Raw genomic sequence first — 20,183 nt, 5'->3', positions numbered from 1 at the left:
ATTTGTCGCTGAGGTACATAAGGTTCGGCGAGGTATGACGTGGTAAAGGTCCCAAGAATCCGTCCCGGTACGCGCCAATCCGGCCCCCTCAGGTAAGTTAGAGATGTTGAAATCTGCAGACTTTCAGGGAGATGCCCCGCCAATGGCAAAGATTATCTATACCCACACTGACGAAGCGCCGATGCTGGCGACGTACTCGTTCCTGCCGATTGTGGAAGCTTTCGCCTCAACGGCCGGCGTGGAGGTCGAAACCCGCGACATTTCGCTGGCCGGCCGAATCATCGCCGTCTTCGGTGACTACCTGACTGAAGAGCAGCGGATCAGTGACGCACTCGCCGAACTGGGTGAACTGGCAAAGAAACCCGAAGCGAACATCATCAAGCTCCCCAACATCAGCGCCTCCGTCCCGCAGCTGAAGGCAGCCATTGCCGAGCTCCAGCGGCAGGGCTACGCGCTTCCGGACTACCCGGACAACCCCTCCTCTGACGAAGAGACGGACATCCGCTCGCGTTACGACAAGATCAAGGGCTCGGCCGTGAACCCGGTCCTGCGTGAAGGCAACTCGGACCGCCGCGCGCCCCTGTCGGTGAAGAACTACGCCCGCCAGAACCCGCATTCCATGGGTGCCTGGAGCGCGGACTCCAAGACCAACGTCGCGCACATGACGGCGAACGATTTCCGCTCCAACGAGAAGTCCGTGGTCATCCCCGCAGATGACACCGTCAAGATCCAGATTGTCCGCGAGGACGGCACCGTCAAGGTCCTCAAGCCGGCCTTCCCCGTGCTCGCCGGTGAAGTAGTGGACGGCACCGTGCTGCGCGCGGCCGCCTTGGACGAGTTCCTGGCTGCCCAGGTGGTTCGTGCCAAGGAAGAGGGCGTGCTGTTCTCGGCACACCTGAAGGCCACCATGATGAAGGTCTCCGACCCGATCATCTTCGGCCACGTCGTCAAGGCGTACTTCTCGGAGCTTTTCAACACCTACGGCAAGCAGATCGCTGCTGCCGGCCTGAGTGCCAACAACGGCCTGGCTTCCATCCTTAACGGCCTCGAAGAACTCCCCGAGGACGTTCGCGAAGGCATCAAGGCGGCCATCAAGAAGGGCCTGGAAGACGGCCCGGCACTGGCCATGGTCGATTCCGACAAGGGCATCACCAACCTCCATGTTCCCAGCGACATCATCGTTGACGCTTCGATGCCGGCTATGATCCGCAGCTCCGGCCACATGTGGGGACCGGACGGCAAGGAAGCCGACACCCTCGCTGTCATTCCGGACAGCTGTTACGCGGATGTCTACCAAGTGGTCATCGATGACTGCCGTGCCCACGGCGCCTTCGATCCCACCACCATGGGTACGGTTCCGAACGTCGGCCTGATGGCACAAGCCGCCGAAGAATACGGCAGCCACAATAAGACCTTCGAAGTTGAGTACGCGGGAACCATGCAGGTTGTGGATTCCTCTGGAACCGTGCTGATCGAACACCAGGTCTCCCCGGGTGACATCTGGCGCGCCTGCCAGACCAAGGACGTGCCGATCCGCGACTGGGTCAAGCTCGCTGTGACCCGCGCCCGCGCTTCCAAGATGCCGGCTGTCTTCTGGCTCGACGAAACCCGCGCCCACGACGCCCAGCTGATCGGCAAGGTCAAGGAATACCTGAAGGACCACGACACCGAGGGCCTTCAGATCGAAATCATGTCCCCGGAGAAGGCCACCGCGTTCACGCTTGAGCGGATCCGCAAGGGCGAAGACACCATCTCGGTGACCGGAAACGTGCTGCGTGACTACCTCACCGACCTGTTCCCGATCCTGGAACTCGGCACCAGCGCCAAGATGCTCTCCGTGGTCCCGCTGATCAACGGCGGCGGACTCTTCGAGACCGGTGCCGGCGGATCGGCTCCGAAGCACGTCCAGCAGCTCCTGCAGGAAAACCACCTGCGCTGGGACAGCCTGGGTGAGTTCCTCGCATTGGCAGTTAGCTTCGAGCACCTCGCCACTACCACCGGGAACGCGCGGGCCCAGGTCCTCGCCGACACACTCGACCGCGCCACGGGCACGTTCCTCCTGGATAACAAGTCCCCGAAGCGCAAGGTGGGCGAACTCGACAACCGGGGCAGCCACTACTACCTCGCGAAGTACTGGGCGCAGGAACTGGCCCAGCAGAGCGACGACGCCGAGCTCGCAGCGGCGTTCTCCGCCGTCGCCGGGGCCCTGACGTCCAATGAGGACACCATCATCGCCGAGCTGCTCGCAGTCCAGGGTTCGCCTGCCGACATCGGCGGCTACTACCGCCCCGACGCCGCCAAGGCAGAGGCCGTGATGCGTCCCTCCGCAAAGCTCAACGAGGTTGTCGCGACGCTGAACTAAGCGCCCGCCCCACCCAACTGACTCGCAGTTGTTGTCGTTTTGAGAGCTCAGAACGACAACAACTGCGAGTCAGTTGCGTTTAAGCGCGGCGGAAGCGGCGCGGCGCGTCTATCCCGTCGACGAGATCGGCAAGTACGCGGCCAATTGCCGGGGTGAACTTGAATCCGTGCCCGGAGAACCCGGCCCCGACCACCAGCGGTCCAAAACGGTCGAGCACGAAGTCTTCGTTGGCCGTGCTCGTGTAGGTGCAGCTGATGGGAACCGCCGATTCGGCGTCGACCCCTGGCAGCCATTCACGAGCGTAGCGGCGGAGGGCCTCCAGCTGGACCGGCTCGGGTTGGAACGTGCGGGCATCAGGATCGGTGACCGGTCCTACGCCATGCCACCCCGCCTTGACCCCTTCGCCCGGTGTGAGCATCCCATAGACGGGGCTGTACCAATAGTCGTCGCGGGGATCACCGGGGTCCGGTGCGTGGTTGAAACTCGGCCAGGACTGGGAATCATCGATGGGCGGGAAATGGGCAGGTTGCTCCTGGGTGACTACCAGGCGGGGGAGGGGCACCTGCGTCCCGACAAGCTTGCTGGTCCAGGCGCCCGCCGTGATGACAACCCGGCGCGCGGTGATCTCCAGCGAATCAGTCACGACGACGGCGCGATCGTCGCGGAGGACACGGATGTCGCGAACCGGTGTGGAATACGTGAAGCGAGCACCGTGCGCCTCAGCTGATGCGCGCAGCGCCCTGAGGGCCTCGGCCGCACGGACCCGGCCCGAGTCCGGCACAAACAGAACATCGCTTCGGAAGACCATGCCCTGCCAGCGGTCTGACGCCTCCTTTGCGGAGATGAAGTGGCTTGCGATTCCCCGCTGTGCGTGCGCGGTGCGAACTTCCCGGAGCCGGGCAATATTTCCGTGGTTGGCCAGACCCACAAGATCCAACAGTTGCATTTCGGTCTCCTCTGCGAGCCCGTCCCAGAGGTCCCTGGCCTCGCTGACCAGGGCGAGATAGGCGTCCTCCGCGTAGGCCGTGTTGAAGTTGCGCGTTGCACCGTGGGAAGCGCCCACATGGTGCCCCTCTTCAAACTGCTCTAGGAGAACCACCGATCGCCCCCTGAGTGCGAGCTGCCTGGCCGCAGCAGATCCCATTGCGCCTCCGCCGACTACGACGACGTCAACATCCATACCGGCTTCACCCATCCCGTCCGGGCCTCCCAGCGAGGCCCACCGCAGTTTCCATTCTGCCGTGGACGAAGCGCCCGTTTTTGAGCTGCGCCATCCGCATGGAAGATTGGACCGGGTGAAACTCCTCCTTCCTTCGCAGACATCGTCCTCGCGCGGCATCGCGTTTTTGAGGATCGTGTTCGGCGGCCTTCTGCTGCTGCATGGAGTCCAGAAGCTCCTGGCCGGGCAGCCTGCGTTCGAGGCAACCATCGCCGCGATGGGTGTCCAAAAAGCGGAACTGATGTCCTGGCTGGTCATCTGGGGTGAAACCGGGCTGGGTGCACTTTTGGTACTCGGCGCCATGACCAGGGTGGCTGGCTTCCTGGCAGCGCTCATGTACGCCGGGATCTGGTTTGTCACCGAATCAGGCAAGCCCCTGCTGAGCGATAGTCCCGGAATCAACGCTGAGCTGCTGATTCTGTATATCGCGTTGGCGTTGGCGTTTGCCTTCATCGGCTCCGGGGCGCTTTCGGTGGACCGGAAACTGTTTGCCGGGAAGCCGGCCCGAAAGCCACGGCGCTAGGCGCCCTTAGCGCCGACCCGTCTGGAGACCCGCCCGTGCCATGGCGTCCGCGTAGGAGCGGCCCATTTCGATCAGCCATTCAGTCTGGCGTTCCTTGGAACCGGCGAAAGCGCGACCGTGCAGCGAGCGGGCCTTGTAGACCTTCAAGCCGCGGCGCCAGATCAGCTGGTTGTCCGTCTTGAGAAGCATCTGCGCCAGGCGGTTGGCTTCCGTTCCATGCGCAACGATCGCCGAGGCGCGCGGAACGAGTTTGAGGAAAGCGATGAGCGGCTTGAGGCCTGCTGCGACCTGCTCGGGAGTCAGCTTTCCGTTCGCCTCGCCGGGGGTGAACCACGGGTGGGTGTTCCACGGCATCATCCATTCGGGACGCAGGCCGAGCTGGAACTGCAGGCCCAGCAGGCGTGTGGCAGCGGCGTCGTCGCCGGCCCAGACAACCCCCCGTGGGGAGGGCTCGCTCGTGTTGGAAAACAGGGTGACAATCCGGCAATCCTCCACTGAATGCATCGGATCCACATAGGGGACCTCGAAGCCCGGGCGGAGCTTGCGGAGGAATTCCACATGCTGGTTGACCGCGGCGATGTGCGGGGCGAAGAAGGGGCTGTCCGGAACCCCGGGCGTCACGGATTGCTCCGCGGGAGCCGCTTCGGAGCTTGCCGGTTCGACGGCGACCGGCTCGACGGCGACCGGCTCGACGGCGGCTGGTTCGACGACGGCGACAGTCGGCGTCTCGACAACAAGGCCCGGCTCGACGACGGGAGCGGCCGGTTCGACGGCGGGAGCGGCCATGGGTACCACCCTGCGGGTAATGACCGGACTGGCCTTGGGCAACGACGTCGACGACGCCTTCTTCGGCGTGGCCGCCTTTGCGGAAGTGGCCTTTGGAGCATCTTTCTTGGCCGGGGTCTTCTTTTCGGCCTTGGCCGGTGCGTCGAAGTCATCCTCGTCGTCGAACAAGCCATCGAAGAGCTTGTCGAGCTCGTCGTAGCCGTTTCCGTAGTCGTCGTCGAGCTCGGGGCCGCGCCCGAAACCTTCCTCGTAGCGCGAGTCCAGTTCGGTGCGGTAATCCTCGTCGTGGACGTCGAAATAGTCAGGTTCGGCCAATGCGGTCATGAGAGCGGGGATCTCCTGGGGTCGGGCAAGGACCGGTACCGGGCGCGTGGGGGCACGTCCGTTTCCGGGCCAGTTGATGGGAGGCTCTCCGGGGCGACCGGTTGAGCCTTTAGATCTTAGCAAGCCCCAGGTGTTCTGATGTCCTTCCGGCGTTCATCTGACTCGGTATGTCGCTCGGCGTCAGCGCTCAAACATGGATGACGAATTGAGCAAGCGCCGCGGCCGCTATGAAACTTGCGGAGAAGGTGATTGTCGCCACAATGACCGTGCGCCAGTTGAGTGTCTTCAGCGCGTTGATGTCGCGTCCAACGTTCATGCCGAGCAGGGCGATTGAGCCGAGGCCCACGTAGAGCGGGTCAAGGTTGTGGGTGAAGGAGACGATCATGCCGCTGAAAGGAAGGATCGGAGCCGTCGCCAAGGTGGCGAGAGCAAGGACCCATACGCTGGACGGCACGGCCGGCACGTACTTGGCGAGGACGAACGCCACCGCGGTAAGGAGTCCAAGGACCACCACGCCAATGACGTCGTTGACACTGATGGACTTGGTACCCAATGCGTTGAGGACCACGCCCGCGGCGATGCTGGCACCGAAAGCGATGATCCACGTTGAAGGCTTCGTGCGCACTTCCGGGTCCTGGAGCACGGCTGAAACGTCCACTTTGCTTCGGCCCTGCGGCCGGCGCAGCTTCGCGGCAACGGCGTTCCCGTTGCGGTCAAGGCGCTTTCCCTCGTCATCCCGGCGGAAGAGGCGTGACCAGAACTTGTAGAGCCGCAGGGACAGCGGCAGCGAAAGGAAGGCTCCGGCGTAGAAGCCGACAAGGTTAGTCACCAGGTTCGACAGGGCCGCCAGCGCCATGATCTCCGGTGCCTGCCCCGGATACAGGATGGACAATGCCGCCACGCCGCCAAGCATCATGGATCCCGAGCCGAGGCCCAGGCCCAACGCCAACGCAAGCGGGTCGGGTCGAAGATGCCCATCCCGCCGAGTAGGCCGGCCAGGAGGGAGATGAAGACGGCGCCGAAGACGCTGCCCAGCAGCCACACAGAGAACACGCCGCGGTAGACGGGAGATTTCACGCCGAAACGCTGCAGTGCGTAGGCCAGGTAGGATTCCCGGTCGATTGCCCAGGTGGCACCGATCGCCGTGCGGCCCATGCCCAGCGCGACGCCGACCGGCAGGGCAATGATGACGGTTCCGAAGATGTGGCCGACTTCCTGGAGGAGGATAGCCGGGCCGAGGGAACTCAGTTTGGCAAAGGAGGGTCCCACTTGGGTGCCGAGCGCTCCCAGGAACATCACGATGCTGACGTTGAGCAATACCGATGCCACGGCACGGCTTTGGCCGGACATGGGGCGTACCTTCTGGACGCCGATGACAGCACCCATCAGCACCGCCCACAAGACGGGCATGAGCACGATTGCGGCGTTGCCCAGGGGAATCTTGTGTGTTCCGGCCAGGATGGCGACGGCGCAGACGGCTGTGGACAGCAGGATCATCGATCCCCATTGCCGCGCGGTGGGGGTGAAGAGGCGGGCCTGTCCGTGAGCGACATTGACTACAGGCATATCCACCTCCGGGGTGGTTGTGGATTGGTTCTTCATTGTTGTGCACCCTTCGTGTGCTGCATCTGCGAGGGACGGACATGTCCCGCACCATTTGGTATACCAAAAATGGTAAGATGGATCACATTGCGATGCAAGACATGTCACAAAAGTTGCTAGGATTCCTGAAACTTAGGGGATTCGCGCGTTCTGCCGGTTTCTAACTTGATCTGCGGCTTTCTGACCTGGAATACCAAATTTGGAAGGGTTCATGATTACTCAACTTTCTGCCCGGTACGTCCTCGGCTATGACGGGACCCGGCATGTGATGCACACGGATGGGCACGTGGTGATGCGGGATGACGTGATCGTCTATGTCGGTACCAACTACGCGGGCCCCGTGGACGAACGCCGGGATTTTGGACTGAGCCTGATCGCGCCCGGCCTCATCGATCTCGATGCGTTGACGGACATTGACCACATGATCTTCGATTCCTGGCCCACGGAGGAGACTGCTCCGGGTTTGCAATGGTCTGAGGACTACTTCCACAACCGCCGTCGCGATGTCTTCACCCCCGCGCAGCGCCAGAGCGTGCGCAAGTTCGCACTGGCGCAGTTGGCCCTGCACGGTGTGACCACTTACATGCCGATTGCCTCGGAGATCCACAGCTCATGGGCGGAAACCTTCGAAGAACTCAAAGGAATGGCACAGTCCAGCATTGATCTCGGCCTGCGCGGCTTCCTCGGCCCCGCATACCGCTCCGGGATCAATGTCACCGACGACGAAGGCCAGCGCGTGATCCTATTCGACGAGGAGGAGGGGCGCAAAGGATTCGCCGACGCCGCACGCTTCCTCGACTACGCCGACCAGCTCGCACATCCGTTGCTTACTGGCGTCCTGCTTCCGTGCCGTATCGAGACTCTTTCTGACGAATTGATGCGCCAGACCGCAGCGCTGGCCACCGACCGCAACGCTCTGGTCCGCCTCCATTGCCTCCAGGGTGCAAACGAAGACGGGTTCCTCGTCAAGCTCACGGGGCGCACCGTCCTGGAGCAGCTTGCGGATTCCGGCCTGCTGGACACCCGGCTCCTCATCCCGCATGGAGTTGTCATCGACGGCACGGACCCGTCGTCCAGCGCAGAGGGAGGGCCCTTGGATGTGTTGGCCCGGCATGGCGTCAGCATCATCCACTGCCCCCTGACGTCGTTCCATTACTCAGGCATGCTCAAGTCCTTTGACGCGTTCGCAGCCGCCGGGGTCAACATGTGCTTGGGAACGGATTCGTTCCCGCCGGACCTGATCAAGGGCATCGACGTCGGCACGCACCTGGCCCGTATCGCAGAGGGCCGCCGGGACGCCGGCGCGGTGTCTGCTTTCTTCGATGCTGCCACGCTGGGCGGCGCCAGGGCGCTGGGCCGCGACGACCTGGGGCGCCTGTGTCCGGGCGCCCAAGCGGACATCATGGTCGCCTCACTGGGTGACTTCCGCGACGGGGTGGTGGAAGATCCACTGCGCACGCTGATCCTCAACGGCTCGGCACGCAACGTCACCGACACCTACGTCGCCGGCCGCCCAGTGGTTGTGGACGGCTCGCTCCCAGGCATCGACCTGGATGAGCTACGCGCCGAGGGGCAGCGGCTTTTCGGACAGATGGTGCACGCCTACGGCGAACGCGACTACCGGCGTCGCGATGCGCCCGAGCTGTTTCCCCCGGTCTATGCCCCGGCGGCGGTCCTGATTCATGACACGACCTCGTAACGCGCCGTAAGGTCCGGAATTCCCGGTGGTGCCGCGCATAAGCTCCTCCGCGGGGCGGTTAGCCCTGCGGAGGAGCCGGGAACGGGCCACATCCAGTGAGGTGGCGCAGCCCGAGCCGGTGACTATGCGGGAATGGCTGCCCGGATCTTCCGGCTGCCCACCATCACGATGAGTCCAAGGAGCAGCAGAGCCGCCCCGAACAGCAACCACAAGCCATTGAAGCCAGTGCTAGCGAGAACAGCCGTTTCAGCGCCAACCGCAATCGCTGCAGTAGCTGAGGCAGCGCCGGCCTGCACTACGGTCCCGGTCGAAGGAACCGAGGCGGCAGGAGCAACGAAGCCTTGGGCATCGCTCGGCGCGTTCACGAACGGCGGGTCGACAACCCCAGGGGTGACCGTCGGCGGGTTGACCACGGGCGGTGTCACTGCCGAAGGGTTGACGACGCCGGTCGGCAGCCCTAGGCCAACCGAAACCGCGCCGCTCGTCAGCGGGAGGTCCAAAGCTGCTGTGAGTCCCGTGCCCGAGACGATGCCGGTACCTGTAGGTACGGAACCGAGCAGGTTCAGCGAGGTGTCACCGACCGTGGCGAGTCCGGTGCCAGGTGCTGTTGTGCCGGTGGTTCCGGTGCTTGTCGGCGTCGTGCTGAGGACGTTGACGGAGGTATCACCCACGGTGGCAAGTCCGGTGCCAGGTGCTGTTGTGCCGGTGGTTCCGGTGCTTGTCGGCGTGGTGCTGAGGACATTGACGGAGGTATCACCCACGGTGGGGGCCGTGGCGCCGGTGTTTCCGGTGCCTCCAGCGGTGCTTGTCGGCGTGGTGCTGAGGACGTTGACGGAGGTGTCGCCGACGGTGGCGAGTCCGGTGCCCGGTGCTGTGGTGCCGGTGGTTCCGGTGCTTGTCGGCGTCGTGCTGAGGACGTTGACGGAGGTGTCACCCACGGTGGCGAGTCCGGTGCCAGGTGCTGTGGTTCCGGTGGTTCCGGTGCTTGTCGGCGTGGTGCTGAGGACGTTGACCGACGTGTCACCCACAGCGACCGGTGCAGTGACCGGCGCGCTGACGGGAATCGTCGCCTGGGTGCCGGAGGCTGTTCCAGGGGCGGAATTGCTCAGAACTGCCAGTGAGGTGGCTCCGATATTAACAGGGACCGATATCGGAGCCACCACCTGGGTTCCGGACGGGACGGCTGCTCCGCCGGAATTGGTCGCCGGGGCCGGAGCCTGGGCGGGAACAGGGGCAGTGGTCGCGGCGCCCGAAAGTATCGAGAGCGACGTCGACCCGAGGTTCACCGGAATGGATACCGGTGCAACGACTTGAGTGCCCGAGGCACTGCCTTGCGCGCTTGTCGTGGCGTCTGCCGCGTTCGCGGCAGTTGCGCCGAGGGCTATCAACCCGCCGGCAAAGAGGGTGCCAAGCAGCCCTTTGCGAATCATGCTGTGCATTGTGTTTTTCTCCTGAATGATTAGTTCCCAAAGGCGCATCGGTCCGCAGGAAACTGCGGGAACGCCCGGATCGGCCGTTTGCCGCGGCCCGGAACGCATGTCCGGGGAGGCGGCAGAGCTCGGAACTAATCAGGGGAAGAACCCGGGTCAAACGACACCGGAGCCGGAACTCTGCCGGCAGAAGCCGTGGACACGAGCGTCCCGGCCAAGGGGCAAGACATGTTTGTGCCTTCGAGCCATGCAGCTGCAGCCCCCGAAGGATTGCCGGAAAGGACTGCAGATCCGCTAGCAGTATCGCTGCCGCCCGGTGTACCGGGCGGGAACGTCCCGCCTGGTGAGGGCGCTGGAGGATGGTCGGAACCGCTAGCCCTGACCGTTGCCTTCGAAGGTCCCCAGTTCAGGCCCAGCGGACCGCCGTGGCCTTCGAGGCCGGGCAACGAAGCCGCGGCATTCTGGGTGAGCGTTGAGGGGATCTCGGCAACGGGATCAAGAACAGTGGGACCGCCCGCAAGAGCATCGCCCATTACGACGTCATCGGGGAATTGGAGGGGAGGGGCCATGATGGGGTTCGCGGGGACAACAACCGGAAGACCGCCACCCGGAAGCGTCTCCACCGTGGATCCGACCGCTCCCAGGGCAGGGGTGACGACGTGGTCAAGCAAGGAACCAGCGCGGTCAACCGCGCTGGCCGCAGGCGATATAACGCCTGCAGTCACGGCACCAACGGTCCCCTGAGGAACGACGGCGCTGATCACGGGAGTGCTGGCCACAAACTGGTCGACGTTCCGAGCCAGCTGCGGAAGCTCGTTCAGAACAACTTCGGGCACCTGGACCGCTGGTAGCTGGACTGCGGGCACTGGAACGGGCTCCACAGCCGGCGCCGGCATGGACGCGACACTTGCCGGAACGGCATCGCCGACGACTCCGGAAAGCCCCCTTCCAGCGTCGTGCACGGCGTTGGAAACTGTGGAGCCCGCTCCGCCTAGAAGGGTGTGGTTGTTCGTGCTTCCGGAATCAGCGTTTGCCGCCGTGGAAGAGAGGGCGATCCAAACGACGGCGCCGGCGCCGGCGAGCATGACGGAGCGGAGAACGTGAAGAAAGCGCGACTTACTTTGCTCAGCTTCCATCTCGACACCCCCCAGCGTCAGCTTGGATCGACGATCGCTCCCATCCTAGGCCTCACTAGTTAACTAGTCCAGACGTTGGACGTAAGGATTCGTCAATAAGCTCAGCGGGCGTCGCTGGCGTACCGGACTCCCAACTGGGAGCGGACCCCGTCGAAGAGACGCATGGTGTTCAGCGAATCGTCCAAGGGCATCACGGGACTTTCCGTCAGTCCCTGCTGGACACAGCGGGTCACCTCACGGAGCTCGTAGGTGTAGCCGATCCCGACCGCGTCAAAGCGTTCGACCCGCGGTTCGTCCCAGCCGGTCCGAATCAGAAGCTCGCGCGGATTGTTGATGGACCCTTGCGTCTGAAGGAAGCCCTTGGAGCCGGCAACCGACGCAGAGCGTGGCCCGTGGGCCAGCAATGAAGAGGTCAGCTGGGCGATGGCACCGCCGTCGTAAGCCAGCGTGAGCGCATTCTGCGAGTCGACGCCGTCTTCCGTCAAAGTGCCGATCGCACTGACCGACTGCGGGAAACCGAGGGTACCCAAAGGCCAGAGCAACGCGTACACCGTGAGGTCCAGAAGGGCCCCGCCGCCGTCCGCCGGGGCCCAGATCCGGGCGGCGGGGTCATAGGGGGCGGGGAAACCAAGGTCGGCGCTGACCCACTTGATGTCGCCCAGTTCGCCGGACGCGGCAATGGCGAACGCCCGCTGCATGCTTGGCAGGAAGCGACTCCAGACGGCCTCCATCAGGAACAATTTCCGTTCCCGGGCCAAAGCGACCAGCTCTGCCGCTTCACGGCCATTGATGGTTATGGATTTCTCACACAGAACGTGCTTGCCCGCGTTGAGGGCGTCCCTGACGATCTCGAAATGTTGGGCGTGCGGAGTGGCCACATAGACCACATCGACGGCGTCATCGGCGAGCAGCCGCTGGTAGCCGGGCACACCGCCGTCGTCCCCGTAGGACTTCGCGACCCCATGCGTGGCGGCAAAGGCATCCGCGGATTCCTGGCGCCGAGAGCTCACGGCATACAACTTTGCGTCCTCGAGTTGGGCGAGGTCGCCGCTCACGGTCTTGGCGATCCCTCCGGTGGCGATGATGCCCCAGTTGAGGGCCTTGCCGGTGGCCGCGCGGGGATCCTGGTTCGGCTGGCTGAACAACCACGGCTTGGCGATATGCAGACTCATGCGGCCTATCCTCTCACTCCGCCGCAGGCGTTATACAGCTCACGCTCAAGACGGGAGGGCCGGGAACCTTGCGGTTCCCGGCCCTCCCGTCCGCTGCGGTTGTCCGAGGAGCCGGTCAGGCCCCCGCAGCCACTCGTGGGCGCACCGTTTCCTCGCTCAATTTGCCTTGCTGAAGCCTGAAGCGGCGTTCGGTCTTCTGCGCCAGGCTCCGGTCGTGCGTGACCACCAGAATGGTGGTGTTGTGGTCCCGGCTCAGCGAACTCAGCAATTCGATGATGTGCTCACCGGTCTGCTCGTCCAGGTTGCCGGTGGGCTCGTCGGCCAGGATGAGCTTGGGCTCGTTGGCCAGCGCCCGGGCAATCGCAACCCGCTGCTGCTCGCCGCCCGAGAGCCTGTTGATCCGCCGGGACTGTTTCTCCGGATCCAGCTGCACTTGCTCCAGGAGGGACCGCGCCCGCTCCAAGCGGGCGGTCTTCCGCATTCCCGCGAACTCCATCGGCAGCATCACATTGTCCACTGCCGAGAGATTGGGGATGAGGTTGAACTGCTGGAAAACGAAGCCGATGTCCCGGCGCCGGTATTCGGTAAGTTTGCCGGCCGGCAGCCCGGCCAGGCTTACGCCATCCACGACGACGTCCCCGCTGGTGGGCTTGTCGAGGGCGCCGAGCAGGGAGAGCAGGGTGCTCTTGCCGCTGCCGCTCTTCCCCACGATCGAGGCGAGGGTGCCTTTTTCGAGCTCGAAGCTCACGCCGTTGACGGGCTTGATGGTGCGGTCGCCGGACTTGAACTGGCGGACCAGGTCTTTGACTTCAATCATGGCTATTCTCCTCGGAGGACTTCGATGGGACGGATGCGGGCTGTAAACAGCGCTGGTACCAAGGCACCCACGACGGCGACGCCGAACACCGCGGCGACGCCGGCTGCAATGACGCCGGGGGAGGCGCTTGCCGTCACGGAGGTCAGCAGCTGGGAGGCTCCACCGAAGGGGTTCCCGCCTGGTCCGCCGAAGCCGCCGCCGCCGGGGCCGCGCTGGCTCGCAGTCGACGTCGAGCTGTTGGAACTGATCAAAGCCGATGCGATGCCGCCGCTGGCGAAGGAAGCGATGGCAGCGCCGACGACGCTGCCGAGCGCGACGAGGACGAGGGCCTCGAGCACGAACTGCAAGCCGATTGTCCGGTTGCGTGCGCCGATGGCCTTCAAGACTCCGATCTCACGGCGGCGCTCCCGGACCAGCATGACCATGATGAGCAAGATGATCAGGCCGGCCGTGCCCAGTGCCGCGATGAAGGCCACAAGTGAAATGTTCTTGACGCTGTCCAGTGAACTGACAGCGGTTTGGAGGTTTCGCTGCCCCTGGGTGACGTCGGCCTTGCTGGTGCCCAGGGCGTTTTGAAGGGCGGTCTTGGCTGCGTCGACGTTGTCCATGCTGTTGACGGTGACCACCATGCTGGAGAGCTCGCCCGGAGTCGCCGCGAGGGCCTGGGCCTCGGCGAGTGTCGTGTACACGGCATTGTTGCCGAACGTGGTTCCTGCGTCGAAGATGCCGGCCACGGTGAACGTCTTACCGGCGATGGTGAACGTTGAGCCGGCCTTCAGGTTGTTCTTGGTCGCGAGCGTGGTTCCGACGAGGGCCTTGGTGCTTGCCACGGTGTAGTCGCCCAGGCCGGTCCCGCTCGTGATGTTCAGGGCCTTGCCGGAGGTGTCCACCTCGGCGCCGATACCGGTCGCCGTGATGGGCAGGGAGAACGCCGGCGCGGTTCCGGTGTTTCCCGTGCCTGTGCTGCCCGACCCGGTGCTGCTGCTGGCGTTGTTTCGGGTGCCGAGCGTTCCGGCGTCGATGGCTGCTTGGAGGTTCGTGGTGACGCTCGTGCCCCCGCCGGGACCGCCACCACCCGGTCCGGCCTGCTGCGTGGTCGTGCCGGTGGTTGAGGTGGCTGCCGCGGTTGCGGTCTCGAGCCGCAATGCCTTGGTGCCCACCACGGAGACGACGTTCGGTACGGCAGCCGCCGTCGCGGTCTGGGCCGTGGTGAGCGGCTCGCCGCCCCCGTCGAAGCCCTGCGCGCCGGCGGGGTTGACTGTCAGGACCGTCCCCACGGAGGCGTTGAGCTCCTGGACTTTGCCGCCAACGGCCTGGTTGGCCACGAGCATGGCCAGCGCCAGCCCGATCGCGACGGCCAGCACTGCCACGACGGCCGCGGTTCTTATCTTGTTGCGGAAGGCATTGCCTACACTCCGGGCGAGGACGCTCACGATTCTCCTTAGGGACCCGGCCCGCCCCAGCGGCGCGCCTGCTCACCTAACAGTGCTCACCGCGGCTGTGCGGTTGTGCTGCTGTTGCTATGCGGGGCCTGTGAAGCGATGCGCGACGGCGGATGGAGCCGGACACGACGACGGCGGCCACCCCCGTGAGTGGGGATGGCCGCCGTTGTTGGTGCCTGGATAAGAGGTGCTACTTCGTGATCGGGCCGAGGATCGGATCGTCCACGTAGGCCGTCTTCACGTTGGCCAGGGTCACGATGACCGGCGGCAGCAGGTATGCCGGTACGGTCTTGACGCCGTTGTTGTAGGACTTGGTGTCGTTGATTTCCGGGGTCTTGCCGGACTGGATGTCGTTGACCATGGTGATGGCGTGCTCAACGAGCTTGCGGGTGTCCTTGTTGATGGTGGAGTACTGCTCACCGGCAAGGATGGACTTGACCGACTCAACTTCGGAGTCCTGGCCGGTCACGACCGGAATCGGCTTGCCGGCCGCCTTGACCGAGGTGATGATGGCGCGGGCCAGGGTGTCGTTCGGGGACAGTACGCCGTCCAGCGAAGCGCTGGTGTAGGTACCCGCGAGGAGGGTGTCCATGCGCTTCTGGGCGTTCTCTGCCTTCCAGCCCTGGGTGACTGCCTGCTCGAACGACTTCTGTCCGGAAACCACCTTGAGGGTTCCGTCATCGATCTTCGGCTGCAGGATGCTCATGGCGCCGTCGAAGAAGACCTTCGCGTTGGCGTCATCCGGGGAACCTGCAAACAGCTCGACGTTGTAAGGGCCGTTCGGCTTCTTGGCCTTGAGTCCGTCCAGCAGGGCCTGGCCCTGCAGCACGCCGACCTTGAAGTTGTCGTAGGCCACGTAGTAGTCCACGTTGGAGGTGTTCAGGAGCAGGCGGTCATATGCAATGACCGTTGCGCCGGCGTCCTTGGCCTGCTTGAGCTGCGTACCCAGCTGGGCGCCGTCGATGGCACCGACGATGATGAGCTTGTCACCCTTGGTGATCATGGCGCTGATCTGGTTCTGCTGCTCCGAAACGCCACCGTTGGCGAACTGCACGTCCGGCTTGTACCCTGCGCTCGTGAGCCCGTCGTTGAAGAGCTTCTCTGCGAGGACCCAGTTTTCACTGGTCTTCTGGGGGAGCGCGACGCCGATCGAGGATCCCTTGGGGAATGCCTCGCTGCCGCTTGATGAACCGCCGGAGCTGCCGCTGTCCGCACGGCCGCAGGCCGTCAGCGCCAGTGCCGCGATCGCAGCAACCGCTGCTGCCTTTCCTGCTTTACCAAACATTCGCATATCTTGGTTCGCTTTCTTTGTTGTGGATGGAACAAGTCGTCCCGAAGCCGGTCAGGCTTCCTTGGAGATGGCTTCCCTGGTTGAGGTGGTCTCGTCCGGAGCGTTTTCGCTGCTCCGGCCGAAGTTCTTCATCATCATTCCGATGATCGATTTCTTCCCCTGGGTCTTGTTGTAGACATCGAAGGCGACTGCTGCGAGCAGCACGAGGCCCTTGATGATCTGGGTGAGGTCTGCGCCGACGCCGAGGAGTTGCAGGCCGTTGTTGAGGACAGCCATCACGAGGCCACCGACGATCGAACCGATCACGGTTCCCACGCCGCCGGTGACCGCGGCGCCGCCGATGAAGACGGCCGCGATCGCATCCAGTTCCCAGCCGACGCCGTCGAACGGACCCGAAGCGGTGGAGCGGCCCACGAAGATCATGCCGGCGAGGCCGGCAAGGATGGACATGTTCATCATGACCATGAAGTTGACCTTCTTGGACTGGACTCCGGAGAGCTCGGCCGCGTGGCGGTTGCCGCCGACTGCGTAGATGTGGCGGCCGATGACCGTCTTGGCGGAAATGAAACCGTAGATCAGGACCAGGACGGCCAGGATGAGGCCGGGGATGGGGAACGAGGTGCCGGGGCGGCCCGTGGCGAAGAGGTAGGTCGCGTAGAGGATGGCGGCGCTCACCAGGACGAGCTTGGTGATCATCACCCAGCCTTCTTGTACCTCGGCGCCCAGTGCCTGGGCGGTGCGGCGGGAACGAATCGCACTGAAAATCACGAAGGCGACGGCGATCAGGCCGAGCAGGAGCGTCAGGTTGTTATACCCGGTTTTCGGCCCGACCTCGGGCAGGTAGCCGGAGCCCAGGTACTGGAAGTCTTCGGGCACCGGAACAGTATTGGACTTGCCGACGAACTGGTTGAATCCGCGGAACAACAGCATGCCCGCGAGGGTCACGATGAAGGCCGGGATGCCGACGTATGCAGTCCAGAATCCTTGCCAGGCCCCGATCAAGGCGCCGAGCAGGAGCCCGAACAGGACTGCCACATACCAGCTCAGATGCCAGTCCCTGATGGCCAAGGCCACCGAGATACCGACGAAGGCGGCCACCGAACCTACTGAAAGGTCGATGTGCCCCGCGATGATGACCAGGACCATGCCGATGGCCAGGATCAGGATGTAGGAGTTGCCGTTGAAGAGGTTGATGACGTTGCCCGGGGTGAGGGTGCGGCCCGAGGTGAAGATCTGGAAGAAGATGACGAGTGCAACCAGGGCGAAGATCATGCCGAATTGGCGGGTGTTGCCACCGAATAGCTTCTTGAGCGCGTTCATTGTTTTGGGTCCTTGTGTCCGTGTGGTTCTGGGGATGACCGGGATCAGGCGGCTTTGCGGCTGGATGTCATGAGCTTCATGAGGCTCTCCTGGCTGGCTTCGTCCTTGTTGAGTACGCCAGTGATGGAGCCCTCGAAGATGGTGTAGATGCGGTCGGAGAGGCCCAGCAGTTCGGGAAGCTCGGAGGAAATCACAATCACGCCCTTCCCTTGGTTGGCCAGCTGCTGGATGATTCCGTAGATCTCGTACTTGGCCCCCACGTCGATTCCTCGCGTGGGTTCATCCAGGATGAGAAGGTCCGGATCGGTGAACATCCATTTGGCGAGAACAACCTTTTGCTGGTTTCCGCCCGAGAGCTTCGAGACGCCTTCCTCCACGGACGGCGTCTTGGTGCGCAGGGACTTCCGGTATTGCTCGGCCACCATGAATTCCTTGTTGGTGTCCACAACGATTCCCCGGCTGATCTTCTTCAGGTTGGCAGACACCGTGGTGGTCTTGATGTCGTCGAGGAGGTTCAGTCCCAGGCTCTTGCGGTCTTCCGTGACGTAGCCGAGACCGGCGTCGATCGCCTGGCGGACGCTGCGCATGGTGATCGGCTTGCCGTCTTTGTAGACCTGCCCCGAGATGAACCGGCCGTAGGAGTGGCCGAAGACGGACCGGGCAAGCTCGGTGCGGCCAGCGCCCATCAGGCCGGCAAAGCCGACGATTTCGCCGCGGCGCACGTGGAAGCTGGAGTTCTTGCAGACCAGGCGGTCCTGGATCTGGGGGTGCCCGACGGTCCAATTCTTGACCTCGAAGAACACTTCGCCGATCTTCGGCGTGTGGTCCGGGAAGCGGGACTCAAGCGTCCGCCCGACCATGCCCTTGATGATCCGGTCCTCGTCGACGCCGTCTTCCACCACGTTGAGCGTCTCGATGGACTTGCCATCGCGGATGATGGTGATCTCGTCCGCAATCTGCTCGATCTCATTGAGCTTGTGGGAAATGATGATGGACGTGATGCCCCGGCCCTTGAGGCCAAGGATCAGGTCCAGCAAGTGCTGGGAGTCCGATTCGTTGAGGGCGGCCGTGGGCTCGTCGAGGATGAGCAGCTTGACGGACTTGTTCAGGGCCTTGGCGATTTCCACCAACTGCTGCTTGCCGACACCGATTTCCTTGATGGGGGTGTCCGGGTCCTCGCGCAGGCCGACCCGTGCGAGCAATTCGATGGACCGCTTGCGCGCCTCTGCCCAGTCGATGATGCCGCGACGGACCGGCTCGTTGCCGAGGAAGATGTTTTCCATGATGGACAGCTCGGGGATCAGCGCCAGTTCCTGGTGGATGATCACGATTCCCGCATGTTCGCTGGCCCGGATGTCCTTGAACTGCTGGACTTCCGCCTGGTACACGATGTCGCCGTCGTAGCTGCCGTAGGGGTAAACCCCGGAGAGCACCTTCATCAACGTGGACTTTCCTGCGCCGTTCTCGCCGCAGATCGCGTGGATTTCGCCCACCTTGACCCGGAGGCTAACGTCCGAGAGCGCCTTCACGCCGGGGAATTCCTTGGTGATGGACCGCATCTCGAGGAGAACCGGATCCTGGTGCGTTATGGGGTTCGACATACCCTCGCGCCTCCAATGTTTGACGTCGTTGTCGGCTCGGGGATGGCGAGCCTATCTGATGAGAAAGTAAACTGGATCACACCGCTTGTCGTCAAGACTTGAACGCAAGACGGCGGTAACAGCGTGATAACGAAATGTTCAGGACTGCTTGATTCCGGCGTGCTGGAACACCAAGGCGGCCGCTCCGAGGGCCTCCGCCCGGGCGCCCAGCGAAGACATCGCCAGGTGTGTGGTCTCGCCGATAACGGGCACCGCATGGCGCACGAGGCCGCGCCGGATCGGGTCCAGGAGGATGTCGCCGAGGCCGGCCAAGGGGCCGCCCACCACGATGACTTCCGGGTTTATGAGATTCGCCACATTGCCCAACGCGCGCCCCACCGCGAGCCCCGCGTCGTCCACCACGCGAAGGGTCGCCGGATCCCTCGCCAAGGCATTGCGGACAATGTCCTCGGGCTCGAGGTGCAGCCCCGAGCCCTTTCCGAGCAGCTCGATCATGGTGGAGGTGGAAGCCATCGTTTCCAAGCAGCCCCGGTTGCCGCAGCGGCAGATTGCACCGTATTCGTGGATGGTCGCATGGCCGATCTCTCCCGTGATTCCCACCGCCCCGTAGTACGGTGCGCCATTGATGATGAGGCCCGCTCCGATGCCGGAACCGATCTTGAGGAACATGAGGTTGCCGATCCCGCTGTGTGGCCCCCACGTGACCTCGGAGAGCGCGCCGAGATTGGCGTCGTTGTCAACGTATACGGGAAGATCGAGGGCTTCCTCCAGCCGTTCGAGAATCTGGATCCCCACCCATTCGGGCAGGATGGCACCTTGTGCCACAGTCCCGGAACGGCGGTCGATGGGGCCGGCTATGCCAGCGCCCGCGCCAACCACCGCGCTGCGGTCCACTCCGCTTTCGAGTAGTAGTTTGTCGAGGAGGGCGACGGCGGCGCTGATCCCCTGTTCGGCGTGGTGGCCAAGGGGGAGGGTGACTGTTTCCTCGACGATGATGTGATAGCCCAGGGAGGCCAGGACTACCCGCAGGTGGCGCCGGCCGAAATCGATCCCGACGGCGACCGCGCCGTTGCTGTTGAGCCTGACGTTCAGTGCCCGGCGTCCGGAGCTGGTGATCGGTTCGGTGGAGACGAGCCCTGCGTCCTGCATGATCTTGACGATGTTGGACACTGTTGCCGTGGATAAGCCGGTCTGCCTGGCCAGCTCGGCTTGTGTGGAAGGGCCGCTCAGCAGGCATTCGATGAGCCGTTGCTGGTTCAAGTGGCGCAGCGCTGATTGCGAGCCGGGGTTTTTGCGATGGCTCTTCGTCGAGCTGGATGTTGCAGGCATGACATGAAGCGTGCCTCAAATCACAGTTGCAGTCAAGAAGTTAACGCAATGGGGTGAACTTGCGTCGGCATCATGAACTATGCCGCGGATTTGTACGAACCATCCCCGCCGGGTAGCCCGCAGGTCCATT

General features: G+C 63.7%; 16 protein-coding genes. 3 read left to right on the top strand and 13 right to left on the bottom strand.

What is annotated here, in order from left to right; all coding sequences use genetic code 11:
- The first annotated feature begins 142 nt into the window (after positions 1 to 142).
- Positions 143 to 2,362: an NADP-dependent isocitrate dehydrogenase gene (locus BMF89_RS05250; RefSeq protein WP_078106019.1), complete on the top strand. Its 2,220-nt coding sequence runs from the start codon at positions 143 to 145 to the stop codon at positions 2,360 to 2,362.
- Between the two features lie 79 nt (positions 2,363 to 2,441).
- Here the strand turns inward: BMF89_RS05250 and BMF89_RS05245 are convergent, their stop codons facing one another.
- The gene (locus tag BMF89_RS05245; RefSeq protein ID WP_078106032.1) at positions 2,442 to 3,542 is read right to left on the bottom strand and encodes an FAD-dependent oxidoreductase; all 1,101 of its coding nucleotides are present in this window, start codon (positions 3,540 to 3,542) and stop codon (positions 2,442 to 2,444) included.
- Positions 3,543 to 3,657: 115 nt separating this feature from the next.
- On the opposite strand from BMF89_RS05245, the gene BMF89_RS05240 reads away from it, so the two are divergent.
- A complete protein-coding gene (locus tag BMF89_RS05240) occupies positions 3,658 to 4,104 on the top strand; it encodes a DoxX family protein (protein ID WP_078106018.1) in 447 nt (148 codons plus the stop codon).
- 6 nt (positions 4,105 to 4,110) lie between these two features.
- Here the strand turns inward: BMF89_RS05240 and BMF89_RS22740 are convergent, their stop codons facing one another.
- From BMF89_RS22740 to BMF89_RS22355, 3 genes are all read right to left on the bottom strand, one after another.
- Positions 4,111 to 5,214 (bottom strand): hypothetical protein, encoded by a 1,104-nt coding sequence (locus BMF89_RS22740; RefSeq protein ID WP_366214757.1) that lies wholly within the window; start codon positions 5,212 to 5,214, stop codon positions 4,111 to 4,113.
- A 187-nt stretch (positions 5,215 to 5,401) separates the two neighbouring features.
- Positions 5,402 to 6,130 carry a DUF3100 domain-containing protein gene (locus tag BMF89_RS22360; protein ID WP_253190712.1) on the bottom strand — a complete coding sequence of 243 codons (729 nt, stop codon included), beginning with the start codon at positions 6,128 to 6,130 and terminating at the stop codon, positions 5,402 to 5,404.
- On the bottom strand, positions 6,127 to 6,816 hold the full coding sequence (locus tag BMF89_RS22355; protein ID WP_253190711.1) for a DUF3100 domain-containing protein: 690 nt from the start codon (positions 6,814 to 6,816) through the stop codon (positions 6,127 to 6,129). The genes BMF89_RS22360 and BMF89_RS22355 overlap by 4 nt, the downstream gene beginning before the upstream one ends.
- Before the next feature lie 211 nt (positions 6,817 to 7,027).
- Here BMF89_RS22355 and BMF89_RS05225 point away from each other — a divergent pair, with 211 nt between their 5' ends.
- On the top strand, positions 7,028 to 8,515 hold the full coding sequence (locus BMF89_RS05225) for a chlorohydrolase family protein (RefSeq protein WP_078106017.1): 1,488 nt from the start codon (positions 7,028 to 7,030) through the stop codon (positions 8,513 to 8,515).
- 122 nt (positions 8,516 to 8,637) lie between these two features.
- On the opposite strand, the gene BMF89_RS05220 is transcribed toward BMF89_RS05225, so the two are convergent.
- The 9 genes from BMF89_RS05220 to BMF89_RS05180 all read right to left on the bottom strand — a co-directional run bounded on the left by BMF89_RS05220 (position 8,638) and on the right by BMF89_RS05180 (position 20,053).
- Entirely contained in the window at positions 8,638 to 9,954 is a 1,317-nt protein-coding gene (locus BMF89_RS05220) for a hypothetical protein (RefSeq protein ID WP_078106016.1), read from the bottom strand.
- A 125-nt stretch (positions 9,955 to 10,079) separates the two neighbouring features.
- Positions 10,080 to 11,081 (bottom strand): hypothetical protein, encoded by a 1,002-nt coding sequence (locus tag BMF89_RS05215; protein WP_078106015.1) that lies wholly within the window; start codon positions 11,079 to 11,081, stop codon positions 10,080 to 10,082.
- Positions 11,082 to 11,182: 101 nt separating this feature from the next.
- Positions 11,183 to 12,253: a Gfo/Idh/MocA family oxidoreductase gene (locus tag BMF89_RS05210; RefSeq protein WP_078106014.1), complete on the bottom strand. Its 1,071-nt coding sequence runs from the start codon at positions 12,251 to 12,253 to the stop codon at positions 11,183 to 11,185.
- A gap of 115 nt (positions 12,254 to 12,368) precedes the next feature.
- Positions 12,369 to 13,070, bottom strand: coding sequence for an ABC transporter ATP-binding protein (locus tag BMF89_RS05205; protein WP_078106013.1), 702 nt, complete (start codon positions 13,068 to 13,070; stop codon positions 12,369 to 12,371).
- A 2-nt stretch (positions 13,071 to 13,072) separates the two neighbouring features.
- Positions 13,073 to 14,503 (bottom strand): FtsX-like permease family protein, encoded by a 1,431-nt coding sequence (locus tag BMF89_RS05200; RefSeq protein WP_078106012.1) that lies wholly within the window; start codon positions 14,501 to 14,503, stop codon positions 13,073 to 13,075.
- Positions 14,504 to 14,702: 199 nt separating this feature from the next.
- The gene (locus tag BMF89_RS05195; protein WP_078106011.1) at positions 14,703 to 15,803 is read right to left on the bottom strand and encodes a sugar-binding protein; all 1,101 of its coding nucleotides are present in this window, start codon (positions 15,801 to 15,803) and stop codon (positions 14,703 to 14,705) included.
- A 51-nt stretch (positions 15,804 to 15,854) separates the two neighbouring features.
- A complete protein-coding gene (mmsB, locus tag BMF89_RS05190) occupies positions 15,855 to 17,123 on the bottom strand; it encodes a multiple monosaccharide ABC transporter permease (protein ID WP_078106010.1) in 1,269 nt (422 codons plus the stop codon).
- A 44-nt stretch (positions 17,124 to 17,167) separates the two neighbouring features.
- On the bottom strand, positions 17,168 to 18,724 hold the full coding sequence (gene mmsA, locus BMF89_RS05185) for a multiple monosaccharide ABC transporter ATP-binding protein (RefSeq protein ID WP_078106009.1): 1,557 nt from the start codon (positions 18,722 to 18,724) through the stop codon (positions 17,168 to 17,170).
- A 138-nt stretch (positions 18,725 to 18,862) separates the two neighbouring features.
- Positions 18,863 to 20,053: an ROK family transcriptional regulator gene (locus BMF89_RS05180; protein ID WP_078106008.1), complete on the bottom strand. Its 1,191-nt coding sequence runs from the start codon at positions 20,051 to 20,053 to the stop codon at positions 18,863 to 18,865.
- Positions 20,054 to 20,183 lie beyond the last annotated feature (130 nt).

It is taken from the genome of Arthrobacter sp. SRS-W-1-2016 (assembly GCF_002009585.1).
Classification (GTDB): domain Bacteria; phylum Actinomycetota; class Actinomycetes; order Actinomycetales; family Micrococcaceae; genus Arthrobacter; species Arthrobacter bambusae_A.
Note: the sequence above shows the minus strand (reverse complement) of the source record. Positions and strands in the feature narration are given on the sequence as shown.

Coding starts and splice junctions, on each gene's coding strand:
- BMF89_RS05225 (WP_078106017.1), top strand. CDS start 7,028: ATGATTACTCAACTTTCTGCCCGGTACGTCCTCGGCTATGACGGGACC.
- BMF89_RS22360 (WP_253190712.1), bottom strand. CDS start 6,130: ATGATGCTTGGCGGCGTGGCGGCATTGTCCATCCTGTATCCGGGGCAG.
- BMF89_RS05220 (WP_078106016.1), bottom strand. CDS start 9,954: ATGCACAGCATGATTCGCAAAGGGCTGCTTGGCACCCTCTTTGCCGGC.
- BMF89_RS05195 (WP_078106011.1), bottom strand. CDS start 15,803: ATGCGAATGTTTGGTAAAGCAGGAAAGGCAGCAGCGGTTGCTGCGATC.
- mmsA (WP_078106009.1), bottom strand. CDS start 18,724: ATGTCGAACCCCATAACGCACCAGGATCCGGTTCTCCTCGAGATGCGG.
- BMF89_RS22740 (WP_366214757.1), bottom strand. CDS start 5,214: ATGACCGCATTGGCCGAACCTGACTATTTCGACGTCCACGACGAGGAT.
- BMF89_RS05245 (WP_078106032.1), bottom strand. CDS start 3,542: ATGGATGTTGACGTCGTCGTAGTCGGCGGAGGCGCAATGGGATCTGCT.
- BMF89_RS05215 (WP_078106015.1), bottom strand. CDS start 11,081: ATGGAAGCTGAGCAAAGTAAGTCGCGCTTTCTTCACGTTCTCCGCTCC.
- BMF89_RS05205 (WP_078106013.1), bottom strand. CDS start 13,070: ATGATTGAAGTCAAAGACCTGGTCCGCCAGTTCAAGTCCGGCGACCGC.
- BMF89_RS22355 (WP_253190711.1), bottom strand. CDS start 6,816: ATGAAGAACCAATCCACAACCACCCCGGAGGTGGATATGCCTGTAGTC.
- BMF89_RS05250 (WP_078106019.1), top strand. CDS start 143: ATGGCAAAGATTATCTATACCCACACTGACGAAGCGCCGATGCTGGCG.
- BMF89_RS05210 (WP_078106014.1), bottom strand. CDS start 12,253: ATGAGTCTGCATATCGCCAAGCCGTGGTTGTTCAGCCAGCCGAACCAG.
- BMF89_RS05180 (WP_078106008.1), bottom strand. CDS start 20,053: ATGCCTGCAACATCCAGCTCGACGAAGAGCCATCGCAAAAACCCCGGC.
- mmsB (WP_078106010.1), bottom strand. CDS start 17,123: ATGAACGCGCTCAAGAAGCTATTCGGTGGCAACACCCGCCAATTCGGC.